Origin of the sequence: Micromonospora sp. CA-248260 (genome assembly GCF_050942205.1) — a bacterium.
Classification (GTDB): Bacteria; Actinomycetota; Actinomycetes; order Mycobacteriales; family Micromonosporaceae; genus Micromonospora; species Micromonospora antibiotica.
The window spans coordinates 5091659-5112192 of the sequence record NZ_CP192021.1 but is presented as its reverse complement, the minus strand read 5'-3'; the positions used below and the strand labels follow the sequence as shown (position 1 = coordinate 5112192).

Below are 20534 nucleotides of genomic sequence, written 5' to 3'. Positions count from 1 at the left end.
GGATCATCGGGTGAGCCCGGACACCCCCGATCCGTACCGCCCCGCCGACGCCCCGGCGGGTGTCGCGCCCACCCCGCACACCGTCCCCACCGGGGCACCGGCCGACGGGCCACCGACCGTGGCCGGTAACGACCCGGGCGGGTCGTACCTGCCGTGGCCGCCGCCGTCGGGCGGGCCGACGCAGCCGGGGGAGCAACGCCCCCGGCACACCCGCGCGGTGGCGGCCGGCCTCGTGCTGGGCCTGACCCTGCTCGGGGCGCCGCTGGGGCTGCTCTGGGCGGCGCTGGCCCCGGACACCCCGGTGCTCAAGACCGCCGAGGGTGCCGTCTACGCCCAACCCCAACCGGAGCAGCCGATCGCCGCCGACGGCTGGTTCAGCCTGCTCGGCCTCGGGTTCGGGGTGCTCGCCGCGATCGCGGTGTGGACGCTGCTGCGCCGCCGACGCGGGCCGGTGAACCTGGTCGCGCTGACCGTGGGGGCGCTCGGCACCGCCCTGGTCGCCTGGCAGCTGGGCCGCCGGATCGGGCTGGACGGCTACCAGCGGCTGCTCGCCACCGCCCCCGCCGGTACGCCGTTCGACAAACCGGCCGACCTGCGGGCCGGGGGCATCGAACGGGTCCTCGGTGTGCTGCCGCTGCCGTACGGCAACCTGCTGCTGCCGGCGTTCGCCGCCGCCGTCACGTACACCCTGCTGGCCGGCTGGTCCCGCTGGCCCTCGCTGCGCCCGGAGCCGGAGCCCGGCGGGCCCGGATGGCCGGTCGACCCCGGTGCCACCGGGTGGTCGGGCGCCGGCGTCACCGGCCCGCCGCCCGGACCCGGGATGCCCGCCGCCCCCGACCAGCCGGGGGACGACGGGGTGGCCGGGGTCAGTTGGGGGCCGGCGGGGACGCCAGCTCCGACAGCGGCACCGGAACCGCCCGCACCTGACGCAGCAGGGCCGACTCGCGATTGAGCAGCCGCAGCTCGGCGCGGAGCCGGGCGGTGGTGTCGTCGATGGCGAGCAGCCGCTGCCGGTCGGCCACGGTCAGCACGGCGGTGGCCGCCACCAGGTGCGACAGCACCGTCGGGTCCTCCGGGAGCTGCTCGGACAGCTCCTGCGGGTCGGCCCGGATCAGGCCAAGGTACTGCCGGAAGACCGCGATCACCCGGGCCGCCAGCACCTCGGCGGCCTCGTCCGGGCCGGTCGGCTCGGGCAGCCACTCGACGTCGGCGGTCAGGTAGGGGGCGGACTCCCGGTCGATCCCGGTGACCCGGAACCGTCGCCGGCCCACCGTGACGATGTCGAAGCCGCCGTCGTCCAGCTCGTTGACCTGGCGTAGCTCGGCGGTGCAGCCCACCTCGTGCAGGGTCACGTCGCCGCCGCCCGGGGTGGCCCGACCCGCGCCCGGGGCGACCTCCCAGCCGGAGCGGATCGCCAGCACACCGAACTCGCGGGGCGCCCCCTCGGGCTGCCCGACCAGGTCCCGCACCAGGTGGCGGTAACGCTCCTCGAAGATGTGCAACGGCAGCACCAGACCTGGAAAGAGCACCGTGGCGAGGGGGAACACCGGCAGCCGTGCGGTCACGCGTCCGAGCGTAGCCCGATCCCGCGACGTCGGCGTGTCCCGGCTCACCGTCTCGCGGTACGGGCGGCGCGGGTCGCCCTCCGGGCCGCCGCCTAGACTCGGGAGCGTGTTGAATCGGATCGACCTGCGCGGCGGGGTCCGTGACCCGCGCCGACTGCTGCCCCGTGCCCAGCTCGACGTGTCCGTGGCCGTCGAGCGGATCCGCCCGCTCGTCGAGGCCGTCCGTGACCATGGGTACCCGGCGATCCGGGAGGCCAGCGAGCGGTTCGACGGTGTCTGCCCGCCGGTACTGCGGGTCCCGGCCGAGGCGATCACCGAGGCGGAGGGGACGCTCGACCCCGACGTGCGGGCCGCGCTGCTGGAGTCGATCAGCCGGGCCCGTCGGGTGCACGCCGACCAGCGGCGCACCGACCACACCACCCAGGTGGTGCCGGGCGGCACGGTCACCGAGCGCTGGGTGCCGGTCGACCGGGTCGGCCTCTACGTCCCCGGCGGGCTGGCGATGTACCCGTCGACCGTGGTGATGAACGTGGTGCCGGCCCAGGTGGCCGGGGTCCGCTCGCTGGTGGTGGTCAGCCCGCCGCAGCTGGACAACGGGGGGCTCCCGGACGCCCGGGTCCTCGCCGCCTGCGCGCTGCTCGGCGTCGACGAGGTGTACGCCGTCGGCGGAGCCCAGGCGGTCGCCATGCTGGCGTACGGGTCGGCGGTCGACGCGGGGGGCACCCTGCACTGCGCGCCGGTCGACATGATCACCGGGCCGGGCAACATCTGGGTCACCGCCGCCAAGCGGTTGCTGCGCGGGGTGGTCGGCATCGACGCCGAGGCCGGCCCGACCGAGATCGCCGTGCTGGCCGACGACACGGCCGACCCGGCGCACGTCGCCGCCGACCTGATCAGCCAGGCCGAGCACGACCCGTTGGCGGCCAGCGTGCTGGTCACCCCGTCGGTCGAGCTGGCCGACGCGGTCGACCGGGAGCTGGCCCGGCAGGTGCCGGCCACCAAGCACGCCGAGCGGGTCGGCACCGCGCTGGGCGGGCAGCAGAGCGGCATCGTGCTGGTCGACGACCTGGCCGACGGGTTGCGGGTGGTCGACGCGTACGCCGCCGAGCACCTGGAGATCCAGACCCGCGACGCCCGCGACTGGGCGCTGCGGGTACGCAACGCCGGGGCGATCTTCGTGGGCCCCTGGGCGCCGGTGTCGCTCGGCGACTACTGCGCCGGCTCCAACCACGTGCTGCCCACCGGCGGCTGCGCCCGGCACTCGTCGGGGCTGTCCGTGCAGTCCTTCCTGCGCGGGGTGCACCTGGTGGAATACACCCGGGAGGCGCTGCGTGACGTCGCACCGCACGTGGTGACCCTGGCCACCGTGGAGGACCTGCCGGCGCACGGGCAGGCGGTCGCGGTGCGGTTCGCCGGGGAGGCGTCGTGACCACCCTCGACGACCTGCCGATCCGCGACGACCTGCGGGGCCGCTCGCCGTACGGGGCGCCGCAGCTCGACGTGGCGGTCCGGCTGAACACCAACGAGAACTCCTACGCGGTGCCCGAGCCGGTGGTGGAGGCGATCGGCAAGGCCCTCGCCGCCGAGCTGCGTGACCTCAACCGCTACCCGGACCGCGAGGCGGTGGCGCTGCGCGCCGACCTGGCCGGCTACCTCGGGCACGGGATCACCGCGGAGCAGGTCTGGGCGGCCAACGGCTCCAACGAGATCCAGCAGCAGCTGCTGCAGGCGTTCGGCGGGCCGGGGCGCAGCGCGTTGGGCTTCGTGCCGGCGTACTCGATGCACCCGCTGCTGGCCCTGGGCACCGGCACCCGGTGGGTGCCGGCCCAGCGGGGGGTCGACTTCGGGCTGACCGCCGACGAGGCGGTCGCCGAGGTCCGGGAGCACCGCCCCGACGTGGTCTTCCTCTGCTCGCCGAACAACCCGACCGGCACCGCGCTGGACCCGGCGGTGGTCACCGCCGTGCTCGACGCCGCGCCCGGCATGGTGGTCGTCGACGAGGCGTACGCCGAGTTCGCCCGACCGGGCACGAGCGACGCCCTGGCGCTGCTGCCCGGCCACCCCCGGCTGGTGGTGACCCGGACCATGAGCAAGGCGTTCGGCTTCGCCGGTGGCCGGTTGGGCTACCTGGTCGCCGACCCGGCGGTGGTGTCGGCGGTGCAGCTGGTCCGGCTGCCGTACCACCTCTCGTCGCTCACCCAGGCCGCCGCCCGCGCGGCGCTGGCCCACCGTGACGCCCTGCTCGGCACCGTCGACGCGATCAAGGTGCAACGGGACCGGATCGTCGACACGCTGCGGGGCCGGGGTTTCCGGGTGGCCGACAGCGACGCCAACTTCGTGCTCTTCGCCGTCGGCGGCGACCAGGCCACCGCGTGGCGGACCCTGCTCGACGCCGGGGTGCTCGTCCGGGACGTGGGCCTGCCCGGCTGGTTGCGGGTCACCGCCGGCACCCCCGCCGAGACCGACGCCTTCCTCACCGCGATGGAGAAACTGTCATGAGTCGCACCGCCCGGGTGGAGCGGATCACCAAGGAGACCAAGGTCCTCGTCGAGATCGACCTCGACGGCACCGGCCAGGCCGAGATCAGCACCGGGGTCGGCTTCTACGACCACATGCTCCACCAGATCGCCCGGCACGGCGGCTTCGACCTGACCGTCCGCACCGTCGGTGACCTGGAGATCGACGCCCACCACACGATGGAGGACACCGCGCTGGCCCTGGGCGCCGCGTTCGACCAGGCGCTGGGCGACAAGGCCGGCATCCGGCGGTACGGCTCGGCGACCGTCCCGATGGACGAGGTGCTCGTCCGGGCCGCCGTCGACCTGTCCGGCCGCCCGTACGTGGTGCACGACGAGCCGGCGCTGTCGCCGTACATCGGGCCGGTCTATCCGACCAGCATGACCCGGCACATCTGGGAGTCCTTCGGCCAGTCGGCCCGGGTCACCCTGCACGTCGACGTGCTGCGGGCGGCCCGGCCGGGCGGCCACCCGGACGCCCACCACGTGGTGGAGGCCCAGTTCAAGGCGGTTTCCCGGGCGCTGCGGGAGGCCACCGCGCTCGACCCGCGCAACGCCGGTGTGGTGCCCAGCACCAAGGGCGCGCTGTGACCGGCGCGGTCGCCTCCGGTTCCGCGCGGCACTGCCCGTCGCGGGTCGGCCGACCAGGGGGGTGGCGCTGATGGGCCCGGTGCTGCCGACCCTGCTGCTGATCCTCGCCGGCATCCTCGTCGGTGGGGCCTGGTCGTTGTACCGGCAGGACGCGCCACGCGGTGCGATCGTGGTCACCGGGCTGCTCGCCGTGCTGGCCACCGTCGGCGGGGTGCTCTGGCTGCTACCCGGGGAGGGCTGATGGGCGCGCACGGCACCGGCAAGCGGATCGTGGTGCTCGACTACGGCTCGGGCAACCTGCGGTCGGCCGAGCGGGCGCTGGCCCACGCCGGGGCGGACGTGACCGTCACCGCCGACCTGACCGCCGCCGCCGATGCCGACGGCCTGGTCGTGCCGGGTGTCGGCGCGTACGCGGCCTGCATGGCCGGGATCGAGGCGTCGGGTGCCGGCCCGGTGATCGCCGAACGGGTCGCCGCCGGCCGCCCGGTGCTCGGCATCTGCGTCGGCATGCAGGTGCTCTTCGCGCACGGTGACGAGCACGGGGTGGTGACCAAGGGGCTGGGGCTGCTGCCCGGTGGGGTGACCCGGCTGCCCGCCGACCGGTTGCCCCACATGGGCTGGAACACGGTGACCCCGCCGGACGGGTCGGTGCTCTTCGCCGGGTTGCCCGCCGACAGCCGGTTCTATTTCGTGCACTCCTACGGGGTGCTCGACCAGGCGTCGTTGCGCGAGGCGGGCGCCCGGGTCACCACCGCCCACCACGGCACGGAGTTCGTCGCCGCAGTGGAGTGGGGCCCGCTGTCGGCGGCCCAGTTCCACCCGGAGAAGTCGGCCGAGACGGGTGCCGTGCTGCTGCGCAACTGGCTGGCCACGGTTGACTGAGACGCGCGGCCGCACCGGGTCGGGTGCGCGGTGAGTAAGGAGCGGGCCCGTCGGCGGGCCGTCCGGGAGGCGGAGGCGGCCCGCGACCGTGTCGTACGCCAGCGCAAGTTGGCCCGTCGGCAGCGTCGCCGCGCCCTGGTCCGTCGGGTCACCCCGCAGTGGCGGCGGGGCCGGACGGGCCGGTTGGCCCGGCGCAGCCGGGGGGAACGGGCCGCCATCGTCGGGTTGACCGGCGCGGCGCTGGTGCTGATCTGGGTGTTCGTCGACGATCTCGCGCTGCGGGTGGCGCTGGTCGTGCTGTTGCTGCTGGTCCTGCCGGCGATCGTGGTGATCGCCCTGGACCGTCGGATCTGACCGAGGAGTAGGAAACGTGAGCCTGACCCTGTTGCCCGCTGTGGACGTCGCCGACGGCCAAGCCGTCCGGCTCGTGCAGGGCGCCGCCGGCAGCGAGACCGCCTACGGCGACCCGCTCGACGCGGCGCTGGCCTGGCAGAACGACGGGGCGGAGTGGATCCACCTGGTCGATCTGGACGCGGCCTTCGGCCGGGGCTCCAACGCCGCCCTGCTGGCCGAGGTGGTCGGCAAGCTGGACGTGCGGGTGGAGTTGTCCGGGGGCATCCGCGACGACGCGTCGCTGCGCGCGGCGCTCGGCACCGGGGCGGCCCGGGTGAACATCGGCACCGCCGCGCTGGAGGACCCGCAGTGGTGTGACCGGATCTGCGCCGAGTACGGCGACCGGGTGGCGATCGGTCTGGACGTGCGGGGTCGTACCCTCTCGGCGCGGGGCTGGACCCGCGACGGCGGTGACCTGTGGGAGGTGCTGGCCCGGCTGGACGCGGCCGGTGCGTCCCGGTACGTGGTGACCGACATCACCAAGGACGGCACGATGCGCGGGCCGAACCTGGACCTGCTGCGTGAGGTCTGCGCCCGTACCGACGCCCCGGTGATCGCCTCGGGCGGCGTGTCGACCCTGGACGACCTGCGTGCCCTGGCGACCCTGGAGCCGGCGGGTGTGGAGGGCGTGATCGCCGGCAAGGCGCTCTACGCCGGTGCGTTCACGGTGGCCGAGGCGCTTGCCACGTTGCGGGTGGCCGGGTGACCGACGTGGCCGGGCCGGACGACGCGACCGTCACCCGGCTCGGCTCGGGCGGCCCGTGGGAGACGGTGTACGGCTACTCCCGGGTGGTCCGGGCCGGTCGGTCGGCTTGGACGGCCGGCTGCACGTCGACCGTCGACGGGGTGGTGACGCACGTCGGCGACGCCGCCGCGCAGACCGCCCAGGCGCTGCGGATCGCCCTGGCCGCCCTGGCCGAGGTGGGTGCGGGTGCCGCCGACGTGGTGCGGACCCGGCTGTACGTGACCGACCGGCTCTTCCTCGACGAGGTCGGCCGGGCCCACAATGCCGTTTTCGGCCCGGTCCGGCCGGCTGCGACGCTTGTCGTCGTCGCCGGGCTGGTCGATCCGGACCATCTGGTGGAGGTCGAGCTGGAGGCCTACCTGCCGCCGTCCTGACCCGCCGTCCCGGCCTGTCGCCCTGACCCGCCGTCCCGGCCTGTCGCCCTGACCCGTCCCGGCCCGTGGCGCTCCCCGTGCCGGCCCGCCGCCGGGGGGAGACCCGGGTCACTTCCGGCCAGATAAGTTGTACGCAATTGAATTGCGAGCTACGTTTTCCCGGTGAGTGACCATCTGGTGTTGCGTGATCAGGTCTGCTTCGCGCTCTATGCGGCCTCCCGCGCGCTCACCGACGTCTACCGCCCCATCCTCGACGAGTTCGGGCTCACCTACCCGCAGTACCTGGTGCTGCTGGTGCTGTGGGAGCGCGACGACCCGCCCACGGTCTCCGAGCTGGGGACCGCGCTGCGGCTCGACTCCGGCACCCTCTCCCCGCTGCTCAAACGGCTGGCGGCGGCGGGCCTGGTGGTCCGCACCCGCTCCGCGCTCGACGAGCGACGGGTTGAGGTGGGGCTGACCGCCGACGGCATGGCCCTGCGCCAACGGATGACCGACGTGCCGTTGCGGGTGGCCTGTTCCACCGGGCTCGACGAGGCCGAGCTGGTCGCGTTGCGCGACACCCTCACCCGGGTCACCGAGACGATCCACCGACAGAAGGAGCAGTGATTCCCATGCAGGTTCTCTACACCGCGTCCGCGACCGCCACCGGCGACGGCCGGGACGGCCACGTCCGGACCTCCGACTCCACCCTCGACCTGGACCTGGCGATTCCGAAGGAGATGGGCGGCGCAGGTGGCGCGGCCAACCCTGAGCAGCTCTTCGCCGCCGGCTACGCGGCCTGCTTCCACTCCGCGCTGCGCGTGGTGGCCCGCCGGGCCAAGGCCGACGTGACCGGCTCGGTCGTCGAGGCCGAGGTCGGCATCGGAGCGAACGGCAGCGGCGGCTTCGGTCTTGCCGTCACCCTGGTGGTGGACCTGCCGGCCGTCGAGCGCGCCGCCGCCCAGCAGCTGGTCGAGGCCGCCCACCAGGTCTGCCCCTACTCGAACGCCACCCGGGGCAACATCGAGGTGGCGCTCACCGTGCGCGAGGCCGCTGCGGCCTGAGCGCCGCAGCAGACCACCACCATCGCGTACGAGAGGACGACACCGGATGACCAGCAACCGTGAGATCCACCTGGCCTCCCGCCCCCAGGGGTGGCCGACGGCCGACAACTTCCGCCTCGTCGAGACCGAGGTGCCCACCCCGGGCCCGGGGCAGATCGTGGTCCGCAACCAGTTCATGTCGGTCGACCCGTACATGCGTGGCCGGATGAACGACGTCAAGTCCTACGTGCCGCCGTACGCCCTGGACGCGCCCCTCGACGGTGGGGCGGTCGGCGAGGTGGTGGCCGGCGGGGCCGACGGGATCAGCGTCGGCGACACCGTGCTGCACGGGCTGGGCTGGCGGGAGTACGCCGTGCTCGACGGCCGGTCCGCCCGCCGTGTCGATCCGGACGTCGGCCCGGTCAGCGCCTACCTGAGCGTGCTCGGGATGACCGGGCTGACCGCGTACGCCGGGCTGCTCGACGTGGCGGCGATGCGGCCCGGGGAGACCGTGTTCGTCTCCGGCGCGGCCGGCGCGGTGGGCAGCATGGTCGGCCAGATTGCCAAGCTGCGGGGCGCCGGCCGGGTGGTCGGCAGCGCCGGCTCGCCGGCCAAGGTGGCCCGGTTGACGGAGCTCGGCTTCGACGCCGCCTTCGACTACCACGACGGTCCGGTCCGCGACGCGCTGAAGGCCGCCGCTCCGGACGGGGTCGACGTCTACTTCGACAACGTCGGCGGCGAGCACCTGGAGGCCGCCATCGGGGCGATGAACCTGCACGGTCGGGCCGCGATCTGCGGCATGATCGCGCAGTACAACTCGGCCGAGCCACCGGCCGCGCCCCGCAACCTGGCGCTGGTCATCGGCAAGCGGCTCACCCTGCGCGGCTTCCTGGTCGGCGACCACGGCGACCTGCGCGAGCAGTTCGTCACCGAGGTCGCCGGCTGGCTGCGCGAGGGCCGCCTCTCCTACGACGAGACGATCGTCGACGGCCTCGACAACGCCCCCGAAGCGTTCCTCGGCCTCCTCCGCGGCGAAAACCTCGGCAAAATGCTCGTCCGCCTCTAACCCTCCCTCCCCCTCCTCTCCTCCCCTTCCCCCTCCCCGCCCCCCGCCCCGGTATCGGTGATCAAGAGGTTTGCGTCACCTTTGGAGATCGAACTGACGTAAACCTCTTGATCACCGGGGAGGTGGCGGGGTTGGTGGGGAGGTGGGGTTGGGTGGGCGGGGCAGGGGGTGGGGCGGGGGCGTTGGATAGGCTCGGCGCATGACGGTGGCGGTACGGGTGATTCCGTGTCTGGACGTGGACGCCGGTCGGGTGGTCAAGGGGGTCAACTTCCTCGACCTGCGCGACGCCGGTGACCCGGTGGAGCTGGCGGCGGCGTACGACCGGGCCGGTGCGGACGAGTTGACCTTCCTGGACGTCACCGCGTCCTCGAGCGACCGGGGCACCATGCTCGACGTGGTGCGCCGGACCGCCGAGTCGGTCTTCATCCCGCTCACCGTCGGCGGTGGGGTCCGGCAGGTCGCCGACGTGGACACCCTGCTGCGCGCCGGGGCCGACAAGGTCGGGGTGAACACCGCCGCCATCGCCCGACCCGAGCTGATCGCCGAGATCGCCGACCGCTTCGGCCGGCAGGTGCTGGTGCTCTCGTTGGACGTCCGGCGGCCACCAGCCGGCACCACCCCCAGCGGTTTCGAGGTGACCACCCACGGTGGCCGCCGCGGCACCGGGCTCGACGCGGTCGAGTGGGCGGCGCGCGGGGCCGAGCTGGGCGCGGGGGAGATCCTGCTCAACTCGATGGATGCCGACGGCACCAAGGCCGGCTTCGACCTCACCCTGATCGAGGCGGTCCGCGCTGTGGTCGACGTGCCGGTGATCGCCAGCGGCGGCGCCGGCCGGGTGGCGCACTTCCCGCCCGCGATCGGCGCGGGGGCCGACGCGGTGCTCGCCGCCAGCGTCTTCCACTTCGGCGAGCTGACCGTCGGCGAGGTCAAGGACGCCCTGCGCACCGCCGGGCACCCCGTCCGCTGAACGCAGCGCCGGGCACTGTGTCGGCTGAGCGCACCGCCGCCGGGTCGCCCCGTGCATCCGGTCGGCGCACTGCTTCTGCGGGTCGGGTGGCTCAGCGGCCGGTCTGGCCCTCCGGGGAGCGGCGCGGGGCCGGGATCGACCGGACCACGTACTCCTGCACGGCGGCGGCGTGGTCCTCCTCGGGCAGGTGCCACTGCGCGCTGCCCGGGGCGTGTCGCCGGGTGAGCACCCCCTGCATGCTGTCGACCGTGCCGCCCACTCCGGCCCGGGGCCGGGTACGCCAGAGCTGCTCGCCGTCGGGGGTGATCCGGAACCAGCCGTCGGAGACGGTGACCAGCCCCGCGCCGACCAGCCGCTGGACCGCTGTCTCCACGTCGTGCCGTTCGGGTATCGCCTGGTTGAGGTGGTCGGCGGTGGACAGCACGTCAGTGAGCCGGACCCCTTCCGGGCGGCGCGAATCCGCCGCGCGGCGGTGCCGTCCGGCGCCGCTGGCGATCACCAGTGACACGAAGATCCAGGCGTCCGTCCAGCGCCACGCATTCTCCCCCATGCACGAATGATGCCTGTAGGTGTCCGTTGAGGAAACACCTACTTCCCCCCTGTTCTGTCAGCGCAGCTCAGCGTGGTCACCCCCGGACCCTCGGCAGGCGGTTTCGCCGGTAACCGTTGTCCGGGGCCGGAAAACCGGTGCCCCCGGGGACGCCGGAACGGCGGACACCGGTGACCCGGTGGCTGGGCTCGGGGGCGGCGGGGAAGCCGACACGGGTGGCCCGGCGACGGGTGGCCCGAGGGTCGGTTCCGGATGGTCCCGTCGGCCGGGCTCCGCAGGCGGCGGCCCGGAGAGCTGCGGTCCGGGGACCTGCGGTCCGGGGAGCTGTGGTCCGGGGTCCGGTTCCGGGTGGACCGGTTCCGGGTGGACCGGTTCGGCGGGGACGGCGAAGCGGGGGATGAAGAACTGGGCCAACGGGCCGATGCCCAGCGCGTACGCGACGGTGCCGACGCCGACCGTGCCGCCGAGCAGCCAGCCCAGGGCCAGCACGGTGATCTCGATGACGGTGCGGACCAGCCGGACCGAGCGGCCCGGCCGGCGGGCGACGTACCCGGTCATCAGGCCGTCGCGGGGGCCGGGGCCGAGCCGCGCGCCGAGGTAGAGGCCGGTGGCGGCGCCGTTGGCGACGATGCCGCCGAGCAGCAGGCCGATCCGGGCGGGCAGCGGCCACCCGGCCGGCAGCAGGGCCACCGTGGCGTCCACCACCAGTCCGATCACCAGTACGTTGCTGATCGTGCCGAGGCCCGGCCGTTGCCGCAGCGGGATCCAGAGCAGCAGCACCACCGCGCCGACGGCGATGGTCACGGTGCCGAACGACAGGCCGGTCTGCCGGGCCAGCCCCTGGTGGAAGACGTCCCACGGGTCCAGCCCGAGCCCGGAGCGGATCATCATGGCCATGCTGACCCCGTAGAGGACCAGCCCGGCATAGAGCTGGGTGAGCCGCCGGGCGGGGCGGTGCCGGAGATTGCCAATCAGAGCCATGCATGCCACTCTAGAGTCCAATATCACCCACAGAAGAGCCAATTCCGAAGGGGTGGCCGTGACCAGTCAGGTGCGAGGGGTCCAATTGGCCCGGTTGCTCGGACAGTGGCACGCGCTGCCGGGCCGTCGCCGCAGCCCCGACTACGCCGCGCTCGCCGCCGCCGTCCGGGGCCTGCTCGCCGACGGCCGGCTCCCCCTGGGGGTACGCCTGCCGGCCGAGCGGGAGCTGGCCGAGGCGCTGCGGATCAGCCGTACCACGGTCACCGCCGCGTACCGGCAGTTGCGGGAGAGCGGCCACCTGGCCAGCCGGCGCGGCGCGGGGAGCTGGACCATGCTGCCCGGCACCCACCGGGTCGCCAGCACCGGCCTGTGGACCCCGCTGGACGACCGCGACATGATCGATCTCGGGGTGGCCGCGTTGGCCGCCCCACCCGAGCTGGTGCCGGCCGCCCGAGCCGCCGTGGAGGACCTGCCGCGTTACCTGTCCGGCGCGGGCTACCACCCGACCGGCATCATCGAGCTGCGCGAGGCGGTCGCCCGGGCGTACACCGAGCGGGGGTTGCCGACCAGCGCCGAGCAGATCATGGTGACCAGCGGCACCCAGCACGCGCTGGACCTGGTGCTGCGGCTGGCCCTCGCGCCCGGCGGGAACGTGCTGGTCGAATCGCCCACCTACCCGAACGCGCTCGCCGCGTTGGCGGCCCGGCGGGCCCGGATCAGCACCCACGGCCTCGCCGTCGACGCCGGCTGGGACGCCGACCTGCTGCTGGGCAGCGTCCGGCAGACCCGGCCCAAACTGGCCTACCTGATTCCCGAGTTCCAGAACCCCACCGGCCACCTGATGCCCGCCGAGCTGCGGGAGCGGCTGGTCGCCACCGCCCACGCCGCCGGCACCGACCTGGTCGTCGACGAGTCCTTCGTGGACCTGCCGTTGGACGGCACACCGCTGCCCCCGCCGGTCGCCGTCTTCGACCGGCACTCCCGGGTGATCTCCATCGGGGGGATGAGCAAGCCCTACTGGGGCGGTCTGCGGATCGGCTGGGTACGCGCCTCCGCGCCGCAGGTGCAGCGGCTGGCCGCCGCCCGGGTCGGGGTGGACATGGCCAGCCCGGTGCTCGACCAGTTGGTGGCGGTGCACCTGCTCGCCCAGGCACCGGCGATCGTCGCGGCCCGCCGTGCGCAGCTCGTCACCCAGCGGGACGCCCTGCTCGACGTGCTCGCCGAGCGGCTGCCGGACTGGCGGGTCGGGGTGCCCCGTGGGGGCGTCACGCTCTGGGTGGAGCTGGACGGCCCGATCTCCAGCGCCCTGGCCCGGGCAGCCGAGGAGGTCGGCGTACGGCTGGCCCCCGGTCCCCGGTTCGGCCTCGACGGCACCCTGGAGCGCTTCCTGCGACTGCCCTTCACCCTGCCCGCCGCCGACCTGGTGGAGGCGGTCGGGCGGCTGGCCGCGATCCGCTACGACCTCGACCGGGGTGCCGGCCGGGCGCGCTGGCGGGAACCGGCAGTGATCGCCTGACGGCCCGCCCCGGGGACTGCCGGCGGTCCCGGTCGGGACGAACCGGCCTGATCGGCGGGCGTCGGCTGGGAGACTGCCGGGGTGGGCAGCCCGCAGTGGTCGCGCGGGGTCCGGCTCGGTGCGCCCGGCTCCCGGACCACCCGGCTGGAACTCTTCTACGACCTGGTCTTCGTCTTCGCCTTCTTCAACGTCACCGCGCTGACCTCCCAGCAGCCCACCGGCACCAACCTGCTGCGCTGCCTGCTGGTGCTGGGGCTGCTCTGGTGGTGCTGGACCGGGTTCGCGGGCGTCGGCAACGTGGTCCGCGCCGACCAGGGGCTGTTGCCGGTGGTCGGCTTCGTCACCATCGCCGCCACCTTCCTGCTGGCGTTGAGCATGCCGGGGGCGTTCAACGACCGGCCCGGTGGGCTGAACGGCCCGTTGGTCTTCGTCGGCTGCTACCTCTTGGTCCGGGCCTGCCAGTTGGCCGTCTTCGGGCTGCTCGCCCGGGGCGAGGCGGCCCGGTGGCGGCAGTGGCGGCGGCTCGCGGTGCTGCCGGTGGTCGCCGCCGCCCTGCTGGTCGCCTCCGCGCTGCTGCCGAACCGGATCTCCGGGGACGGGGCCGCCACCGCCCTGCAACTCACCCTGTGGACGGCCGCGCTGCTGCTGGAGTACGCGGCCGGGGTGCGGCTGGGCGGGACGTACTGGGTGGTGGTCTCCGCCGGGCACTGGGCGGAACGGCACGCCCTGATGGTGCTGATCGCGCTCGGCGAGTCGATCATCGCGCTGGGGGTCGGCCCGAAGTTCGTCACCGGCCTGCCGCTGACCTGGCCGGTGGTGATCGCCGCGGTGCTCGGCATCGCCGTGGCGTCGGTGCTCTGGTGGGCCTACTTCGACACCCTGGCGCTCGCCCTGGAACAGGCCCTGCACCGCAGCCGGGACCCGGCACACCGGGCCCGGTTGGCCCGGGACGCCTACACCTACCTGCACCTGCCGATCGTCGCCGGGGTCATCTTCTTCGCCCTCGGGCTCAAGGACCTGCTGACCGAGGTGGCCGACCCGGACAACCCGGACTGGGGGGTGCCGCTGGGTGGTTACTGGGTGCTGGTGCTCTACGGCGGGGTGAGTCTCTACCTGCTCAGCCTCGTCGCCTGCGGGCTGCGGGCGCTGCGGGTGCTGCGCTGGCCGCCGGTGCTGGCGGTACTGGCGCTGGCCGCGCTCGCCCCGGTGGGGGCCCGGGTGTCCGAGGTGGGCGCGTTGGCCCTGCTGGCGCTGGTCTGCGTCGCCCTGGTGGTGGTGGAGACCCGGGGGCAGGGCCGGCGTCGGCACCGGGTACGCCAGCTGGCCCTGGCGGAACAGGAAGCCGCCGAGGCCGAGCAGAGCCGGTGGCGTCGCGAGCACCTGTGACCGGTCGACGGCCGTGTCCCGGGACGGGGGGACACGGACGTCGACCGGCCCGGACCGCTCAGATCTCGGCCAGGCTGCCCGCGTACATCCGGTCGATCTCGGCGGCGAAGTTGCTCTCCACCCCGCGTCGTTTGATCTTCAACGACGGGGTCATCTCGCCGTCCTCGATGGTCAGGTCGCGGGGCAGGACGGTCACCTTCTTGATCGTCTCCCAGCGGTTGAGCTTGGTGTTGAGCTGGGCGACGTGCTCCTCGACCATGGCCCGGGCCTCGGGCGAGGCGACGATCTCGGCGTAGTCGCGCCCGTCGAGCGGGCCGCCCGCCGCCCAACCCCGGATCGCATCCGGGTCCAGGCTGACCAGCATGGTGCAGTAGTTGCGGGCCTGACCGATCACGATCGCCTGCGAGGTGTAGGGGCAGATCGCCTTGAACATCCCCTCGATGTGCGACGGCGCGACGTACTTGCCGCCGGAGGTCTTGACCAGGTCCTTCTTGCGGTCGGTGATGCGCAGGTAACCGTCGTCGTCGAGGCTGCCGATGTCCCCGGTACGGAAGAAGCCGTCCTCGGTGAACGCGGCGGCCGTCTCCTCGGGCAGGTTGTGGTAGCCGCGCATCACCGGCCGGCCCCGGACCAGGATCTCCCCGTCGGTGTCGATCCGGCACTCCAGGTCGCCCATCGCCCGGCCGACCGTGCCGATCCGCAACCCGTCGGGCGGGTTGACGAAGTTGCCGGCGCTGGTCTCGGTCAGGCCGTACCCCTCGGAGATGGGCAGGTTCGCCGCGGCGAAGAAGGTGGCGATCTCCGCGCTCAGCGGGGCCGCCCCGGAGACGAGCACCCGGATCCGGCCGCCGAGCCGGGCCTGGAGCTTACTGAACACCAGCTTCTCGGCCACCGCGTACCTGAGCTTCAGGCCACCCGGCACCGGCCGGCCGGCCTGCTCCAGGGCGATCTTCTCCTTGCCGACCGCGACGGCCCAGGCGAAGATCTTCGCCTTCGCGCCGCCGGCGTCCTGCGCGGTGGTGACCGCCTTGTTGTAGACCTTCTCGTAGACCCGGGGCGCCCCGCACATCAGCGTCGGCCGGATCACCGACAGCAACTCGACCAGCTTGTCCACCCGCCCGTCGACGTAGGTCGGCAGTCCGACGTGTGTCGAGCCGCAGAGCAGCGTCTTGCCGAACGAGTGCGACAGCGGCAGCCAGAGGTACTGCACGTCGTCGTCGCGCAGCAGACCCGTCTCGGCCTGCACCACCCCCTCCCAGCACCAGCCGCCGTGCAGCAGCTCGACGCCCTTGGGCCGGCCGGTGGTGCCCGAGGTGTAGATCAGCGTCGCCAGGTGATCGGGGCCGACCGGGGCGATCAGCCGGTCGACCAGGCCCGGGTCGGCGGCGAGCGCCTGCGCGCCCTGCTCCTCCAGCTCGGCCAGGGTCAACTGGGGCACGGCGGCGGCCGGGTCGGGGGTGCCGTCGAAGAGCACCACGTGGGTCAGCGCGGGCAGTTGCGTGCCCGCGACCTTCGCCGCCTGGGCCGGGTTCTCCGCGAACAGCACCCGGGAACCGGAGTCGGCGATGATGTACGCCGCGTCCTGCGGCTCGGTGGTGGGGTAGACGGTGGTGGTCGCCCCGCCCGCGCACATGATGCCGAAATCGGCGATGATCCACTCCAGTCGGGTGTTCGCCAGGATCGCCACCGGATCCTCCAGCCCGACCCCGAGCCCGTGCAGGCCCGCAGCGACCGCGTCGGCCCGCCGGCCTACCTGGGCCCAGGTCAACCAGACCGGGCCGGAGTCGTCGGGTGCCGGATGGGCGAAGGCGTGCTGGTCGGGGGTCGCGGCCACCCGCTTACGGAACATGTCGGGAATGGAGCGGTACGGGATATCGAGAGCCATCGTGGAAGCCGCCTTCAGGGGTGGGTGACGTGACGGGGGTCACGTCGCGCTGCGGTTACCGAAGGGTATTGCCTGCGCCGGGGCATCGGCTAGCCCCCGTACCTGTGAGGCGGCTGAATCCCCGCAGAGGTGGCCGGTGACCGCTCCCCGAGCCCCGCGGGTGCGGCGGCCGGGTCAGGCGTACCGGTCCGCCCGTGCCGACCAGTCGTAGGTGGCGCGCAGCCACGAGCGGCGGGCCGCCAGGTAGGGCGTCAACGCGGGCCCGCCGTGCGCGACCAGCGCCGCCTCGCGGACCAGGTAGTCGGCCAGCCCGTCGTTGAACCACCCGGCAGCCAGGCGGAAGGCGGCCGCCTCACCCCGTCCGGTCTGCGCGGCGAGGACGGTCACCAGGTTGTGCGGGTCGGCCACCGGACCCTGCTCCTTGCGGTAGGAGAACAGGTCGTTGCACCAGCAGACCAGGTCGACGGCGAGGTCGTCCAGCGCGACCACCGCGGGGTCGACCCGCCTCCGGGCGCCGGGCAGTCGACCGTACGCCAGATCGGTGAGGGCCAGGCTGGGGCGTACCCCACCGGTGTGCCGGCGCATCTGGCGGTACTCCGCCACCCCCGGCACCCGCCGGTGCTCCCGGTTCGCCGCCTCCCACAGCAGCGCGAGCAGGTACGCCCGCAACTGGCTGACCAGCCGCAGCAGCAGCGCGGGGCGGCGCTGGTGGCCGACCCGGCGGCACAGGTCGGCCAGGGCGGCACCGAGCGCCCCGGCCGGTCGGGGCCCCGTGCCGGTCGAGGACGTCCAGCAGCGCGGCGACGGTCGGCGCGAGGGTGGCCGGCGTGCTGCCCAGCCCGTCGTCGTCGCAGACGTCGTCCACCACGAACAGCCAGGAGAACAGGTCGGTGAGCAGCCGCAGGTGCGCCACCGACGCCTGCGGGCAGGCGCGGCCGGCCAGCTCGGCGGCCCCGGCCCGGTGCAGCCGGCCCGCCGAACGACCCGCCCCGACCAGGCCCTGCCGGTGGGCCCACTCCAGGCTCGCCGCCGCCACCGCGTCGGTGGCGGCGTGCCGTCGGCTGACGAAGGGTGGTTCGAGCAGCGCCGAGACGTCGAAGCTTCGCATGGTTTCCCCAGTCGGCCACCCCACCGGTGGCGTTGCCGGAGAGTACGCCTGGGGAATCGACACAGATCATTGCCGGTGGCGGTCGGGGCGGTCGAGTCGACCGCCACGGCAGAAGGTGACGGGAACGGCACAACGGGTGACCTGCCGGCGCGCGGGTGCTCGCCGGCCGTGCGGTCCGGTGCCCGGACGGCACGCGGGTGCGGGCCGGGGCGCCTACATCCCCAGCTGGGCGGTACGCAGCCGTTCGGTCAACGCGGGCGGGCCGTCGAGCTGGACCCGGGCCACCCGTTGCCGGCCGGAGAGGAACAGCACCAGCTCACCGGGGGAGCCGACCAGGCGTACCCGGTCACCACCCCGGCCGGTGGCCACCTCGCCGTGCCCCGGCGCCTGCACCAGCAGACTGGCCGGGAACCGGCGGGCCCGGGTCCGGGCGAGCAGGGCGACCGGCTTCCACAACCGGGCGGCCAGCCCCGCCGGGAGGTCCCGGGGGTGCCACCCCGACCGGGCCCGCCGGACGTCCTCGTGGTGGATGAAGAACTCCATCGTGTTGGCCAACTCGTCGGTGAGCGGGTTGCTGACCGGGCTCCACACCGGCGGCCGGCGCACCTGGTCGACCAGCTCCGGCCAGGGCCGGGCGGCCGTGCGCAGCCGCACCCGCTCGGCGTACCCGTGCAGGGGTGGCAGCAGGATGCCACCGGCGGCGTCGGGGCGGCGCTCCCGCACCACCAGGTGGGCGGCGAGGTCCCGGGCGGTCCACCCCTCGTTGATCGTCGGGGCGTCCGGGCCCACTTCCAGCATCAGGTCGGCGAGCGCCTCGCGCTCCGCTCGGGCGTACCGCGGCATGCAGCGATCGTAGGACGGTCGGCCGCAGTCGGCGCGGCGAGCGACCCTTCCCACCTGCCCCGCGCGGTCCGGCAGCGCCGTCCGGCGGGCCGGCGGCCCGGGCGCGGTGTGGTGGCGCGGTCTTCGACGTGATGGTGGACATACCGCGCCGGGCGGCGTAGGTGGCGGCGAGCGGTAAGGATAAGGGAGATAATTGCGGCTTACGGCGGGGGAGAGCGTGGCGAGCGGGACGAGTCGGGACGTGATCCACCGGGGGTTGTGGGTCCTCGGCCGGGCGATCCGGGAACAACCGCGGATCTTCGCGGTGGCGGTCGCCGGTAGCGTGCTCTTCGGCGGGCTGGTGATCGTCAGCGCGTACGTGGTCGGCGCGGTCGTCGGCGACGTGGTGGTGCCGGCGATCGAGTCCGGCGAGGTCGGCACGAGCACGCTGGCCCTGGCCGCCGTGGCGTTGTTCGGGATCAGCGTGCTGCGGGTGGTGGGCATCTTCGGCCGTCGGCTCGGCGCCGGTTACATGCAGTTCCGCCTCCAGGCCGCCTACCGCCGCCGGGTGACGCGCCGTTACCTGGAGCTGCCGCTGTCCTGGCACCACCGCAACTCCACCGGCACGTTGCTGTCCAACGCCAACTCCGACGTCGAGGCCGCCTGGTATCCGATCGCGCCGCTGCCGTTCGCGGTGGGCACGCTGGTGATGCTGGTCGGCGCGGTCGGCTCACTCTTCGTCACCGACTGGGCGCTCGCCCTGGTCGGGCTGGCCGTGTTCCCCGCCCTGTTCGCGCTCAACGTGGTCTACTCCCGCCGGATGGCCCCCCGCCAGGCCCGGGCGCAACGGCTGCGGGCCGAGGTCAGCGGGATCGCCCACGAGAGCTTCGACGGCGCGCTGGTGGTCAAGACCATGGGCCGGGAGGCCCAGGAGACCGCCCGGTTCGCCGGCCGGGCCCACGAGCTACGCGACTCGCTGATCTCCGTCGGCCGGCTGCGGGGGGTCTTCGATCCGCTGCTGGAGACGCTGCCCAGCCTCGGCACCCTGGCCGTGCTCGTGGTCGGCACGATCCGGCTGCGGCAGGGTGCGATCACCGTCACCGAACTGGTCAGCGTCGCCTTCCTCTTCACCGTGCTGGCCTTCCCGGTGCGGGCCATCGGCTGGGTGCTGGCCGAGCTGCCCCGCAGCGTGGCCGGGTGGGACCGGGTCAGCCGGGTACTCGACGCCACCGGCGAGATGCCCTACGGGGACGTCACCCTCGCCGACGACGCCACGCCCGCCACCCTCGCCTTCGACGGCGTCCACTTCGGCTACGAGCCCGCCGAGGCGCACCTGCCCGGGACGTCTGTGCTCGGCGAGGTCGCCTTCACCGTGCCCGCCGGGCGGACGGTGGCGCTGGTCGGGCCGACCGGCGCCGGCAAGTCCACCATCGCCTCGCTGGCGGTCCGACTGGTCGACCCGGATGCCGGCACGGTCACCCTCGACGGGGTGGACGTGCGCCGGCTCACCGCCGCGTCACTCGCCTCGACCGTCGCCCTGGTCGCCCAGGTGCCGTTCGTCTTCGACGACACCGTCCGGGCCAACATCAGCCTGGACCGGCCGGGCATCGACGACGAGGACGTCTGGGCGGCGCTGCGGCTGGCCGAGGCCGACGGTTTCGTCGCCGCCCTCCCCGACGGGCTGGACACCATGGTCGGGGAGCGGGGCACCTCGCTCTCCGGCGGCCAACGACAACGTCTCACCCTGGCCCGCGCGCTGGCCGGCCGGCCCCGGCTGCTGGTGCTCGACGACGCCACCAGTGCGGTCGACCCGCGGGTCGAGGCGGCCATCCTGGCCGGGCTGCGCGCCCCGGCACCCGGCCAGCCGGCAGCCGCGTCGATCCTGGTGGTGGCCTACCGGCGGGCGACCATCGCGCTCGCCGACGAGGTGATCTACCTGGAGCAGGGCCGGGTGCTGGCCCGGGGCACCCACACCGAGCTGCTGGCCAGCGTGCCCGGCTACGTCGACCTGGTCACCGCCTACGAGCAGGCCGAGCTGGAACGCGAACAGAACCGGACGTACGACGAGGTCGCCCCGCTGCCGTCGGGCCTGGAAATCGAGGTGGACCGGTGAGCGCGAGGAGTGCAGCGCAGCGGAGCCCCGCAGTTGCGAACGAAGGGTCGAC

The 20534-nt window shown here is 74.1% G+C and carries 21 protein-coding genes and 1 pseudogene; 16 read left to right on the top strand and 6 right to left on the bottom strand.

The annotated features are described in order from the left end of the window. Positions 1-10 precede the first annotated feature (10 nt). The gene (locus tag ACQP2H_RS21830) at positions 11-952 is read left to right on the top strand and encodes a DUF2567 domain-containing protein (protein WP_357536965.1); all 942 of its coding nucleotides are present in this window, start codon (positions 11-13) and stop codon (positions 950-952) included. On the opposite strand, the gene ACQP2H_RS21825 is transcribed toward ACQP2H_RS21830, so the two are convergent. Continuing rightward, entirely contained in the window at positions 867-1565 is a 699-nt protein-coding gene (locus ACQP2H_RS21825; RefSeq protein WP_219463906.1) for an LON peptidase substrate-binding domain-containing protein, read from the bottom strand. The genes ACQP2H_RS21830 and ACQP2H_RS21825 overlap by 86 nt on opposite strands. A gap of 106 nt (positions 1566-1671) precedes the next feature. Here ACQP2H_RS21825 and hisD point away from each other — a divergent pair, with 106 nt between their 5' ends. From hisD to hisF, 12 genes are all read left to right on the top strand, one after another. Further along, entirely contained in the window at positions 1672-2994 is a 1323-nt protein-coding gene (gene hisD, locus ACQP2H_RS21820; protein WP_208569717.1) for a histidinol dehydrogenase, read from the top strand. Next, complete coding sequence (locus tag ACQP2H_RS21815; protein ID WP_219463904.1) at positions 2991-4064, top strand: histidinol-phosphate transaminase; 1074 nt, start codon at positions 2991-2993, stop codon at positions 4062-4064. Before hisD ends, ACQP2H_RS21815 begins: the two co-directional genes overlap by 4 nt. Continuing rightward, positions 4061-4672 (top strand): imidazoleglycerol-phosphate dehydratase HisB, encoded by a 612-nt coding sequence (gene hisB, locus ACQP2H_RS21810; protein ID WP_219463902.1) that lies wholly within the window; start codon positions 4061-4063, stop codon positions 4670-4672. The genes ACQP2H_RS21815 and hisB overlap by 4 nt, the downstream gene beginning before the upstream one ends. Positions 4673-4742: 70 nt before the next feature. After that, on the top strand, positions 4743-4913 hold the full coding sequence (locus ACQP2H_RS21805; protein ID WP_168222542.1) for a hypothetical protein: 171 nt from the start codon (positions 4743-4745) through the stop codon (positions 4911-4913). Next, positions 4913-5554 (top strand): imidazole glycerol phosphate synthase subunit HisH, encoded by a 642-nt coding sequence (hisH, locus tag ACQP2H_RS21800; RefSeq protein ID WP_357536962.1) that lies wholly within the window; start codon positions 4913-4915, stop codon positions 5552-5554. The genes ACQP2H_RS21805 and hisH overlap by 1 nt, the downstream gene beginning before the upstream one ends. A 30-nt stretch (positions 5555-5584) precedes the next feature. Continuing rightward, positions 5585-5908: a hypothetical protein gene (locus tag ACQP2H_RS21795; protein ID WP_091237477.1), complete on the top strand. Its 324-nt coding sequence runs from the start codon at positions 5585-5587 to the stop codon at positions 5906-5908. 16 nt (positions 5909-5924) lie between these two features. Beyond that, positions 5925-6653 (top strand): bifunctional 1-(5-phosphoribosyl)-5-((5-phosphoribosylamino)methylideneamino)imidazole-4-carboxamide isomerase/phosphoribosylanthranilate isomerase PriA, encoded by a 729-nt coding sequence (gene priA / locus ACQP2H_RS21790; protein ID WP_219463896.1) that lies wholly within the window; start codon positions 5925-5927, stop codon positions 6651-6653. Beyond that, positions 6650-7066 (top strand): Rid family hydrolase, encoded by a 417-nt coding sequence (locus ACQP2H_RS21785; protein WP_208569712.1) that lies wholly within the window; start codon positions 6650-6652, stop codon positions 7064-7066. The genes priA and ACQP2H_RS21785 overlap by 4 nt, the downstream gene beginning before the upstream one ends. A gap of 162 nt (positions 7067-7228) precedes the next feature. Continuing rightward, the gene (locus ACQP2H_RS21780) at positions 7229-7672 is read left to right on the top strand and encodes a MarR family winged helix-turn-helix transcriptional regulator (RefSeq protein WP_363818464.1); all 444 of its coding nucleotides are present in this window, start codon (positions 7229-7231) and stop codon (positions 7670-7672) included. A gap of 5 nt (positions 7673-7677) precedes the next feature. Beyond that, a complete protein-coding gene (locus tag ACQP2H_RS21775; protein ID WP_244253193.1) occupies positions 7678-8109 on the top strand; it encodes an organic hydroperoxide resistance protein in 432 nt (143 codons plus the stop codon). 46 nt (positions 8110-8155) lie between these two features. After that, positions 8156-9154 (top strand): NADP-dependent oxidoreductase, encoded by a 999-nt coding sequence (locus ACQP2H_RS21770; protein WP_219463891.1) that lies wholly within the window; start codon positions 8156-8158, stop codon positions 9152-9154. Positions 9155-9353: 199 nt separating this feature from the next. After that, a complete protein-coding gene (hisF, locus tag ACQP2H_RS21765; RefSeq protein WP_433228663.1) occupies positions 9354-10121 on the top strand; it encodes an imidazole glycerol phosphate synthase subunit HisF in 768 nt (255 codons plus the stop codon). Positions 10122-10212: 91 nt separating this feature from the next. Here hisF and ACQP2H_RS21760 read toward each other — a convergent pair whose 3' ends face one another. Then, complete coding sequence (locus tag ACQP2H_RS21760) at positions 10213-10671, bottom strand: hypothetical protein (RefSeq protein WP_208569707.1); 459 nt, start codon at positions 10669-10671, stop codon at positions 10213-10215. A 330-nt stretch (positions 10672-11001) separates the two neighbouring features. Further along, positions 11002-11652, bottom strand: a pseudogene (locus tag ACQP2H_RS21755) (YczE/YyaS/YitT family protein); the annotation flags it as partial. Positions 11653-11710: 58 nt separating this feature from the next. Here ACQP2H_RS21755 and ACQP2H_RS21750 point away from each other — a divergent pair. Both ACQP2H_RS21750 and ACQP2H_RS21745 read left to right on the top strand, forming a co-directional pair. Then, complete coding sequence (locus ACQP2H_RS21750; protein ID WP_219463889.1) at positions 11711-13168, top strand: PLP-dependent aminotransferase family protein; 1458 nt, start codon at positions 11711-11713, stop codon at positions 13166-13168. 81 nt (positions 13169-13249) lie between these two features. Then, positions 13250-14554: a low temperature requirement protein A gene (locus ACQP2H_RS21745; protein ID WP_208569705.1), complete on the top strand. Its 1305-nt coding sequence runs from the start codon at positions 13250-13252 to the stop codon at positions 14552-14554. 58 nt (positions 14555-14612) lie between these two features. Here ACQP2H_RS21745 and ACQP2H_RS21740 read toward each other — a convergent pair whose 3' ends face one another. From ACQP2H_RS21740 to ACQP2H_RS21730, 3 genes are all read right to left on the bottom strand, one after another. After that, the gene (locus ACQP2H_RS21740) at positions 14613-16439 is read right to left on the bottom strand and encodes an AMP-dependent synthetase/ligase (RefSeq protein ID WP_208569704.1); all 1827 of its coding nucleotides are present in this window, start codon (positions 16437-16439) and stop codon (positions 14613-14615) included. 174 nt (positions 16440-16613) lie between these two features. Then, positions 16614-17654 (bottom strand): terpene synthase family protein, encoded by a 1041-nt coding sequence (locus tag ACQP2H_RS21735; RefSeq protein ID WP_433228660.1) that lies wholly within the window; start codon positions 17652-17654, stop codon positions 16614-16616. 106 nt (positions 17655-17760) lie between these two features. Further along, positions 17761-18390 (bottom strand): TIGR03085 family metal-binding protein, encoded by a 630-nt coding sequence (locus ACQP2H_RS21730; protein WP_357536956.1) that lies wholly within the window; start codon positions 18388-18390, stop codon positions 17761-17763. Between the two features lie 217 nt (positions 18391-18607). Here ACQP2H_RS21730 and ACQP2H_RS21725 point away from each other — a divergent pair, with 217 nt between their 5' ends. Next, a complete protein-coding gene (locus tag ACQP2H_RS21725) occupies positions 18608-20482 on the top strand; it encodes an ABC transporter ATP-binding protein (protein ID WP_363818457.1) in 1875 nt (624 codons plus the stop codon). Positions 20483-20534: the final 52 nt, after the last annotated feature.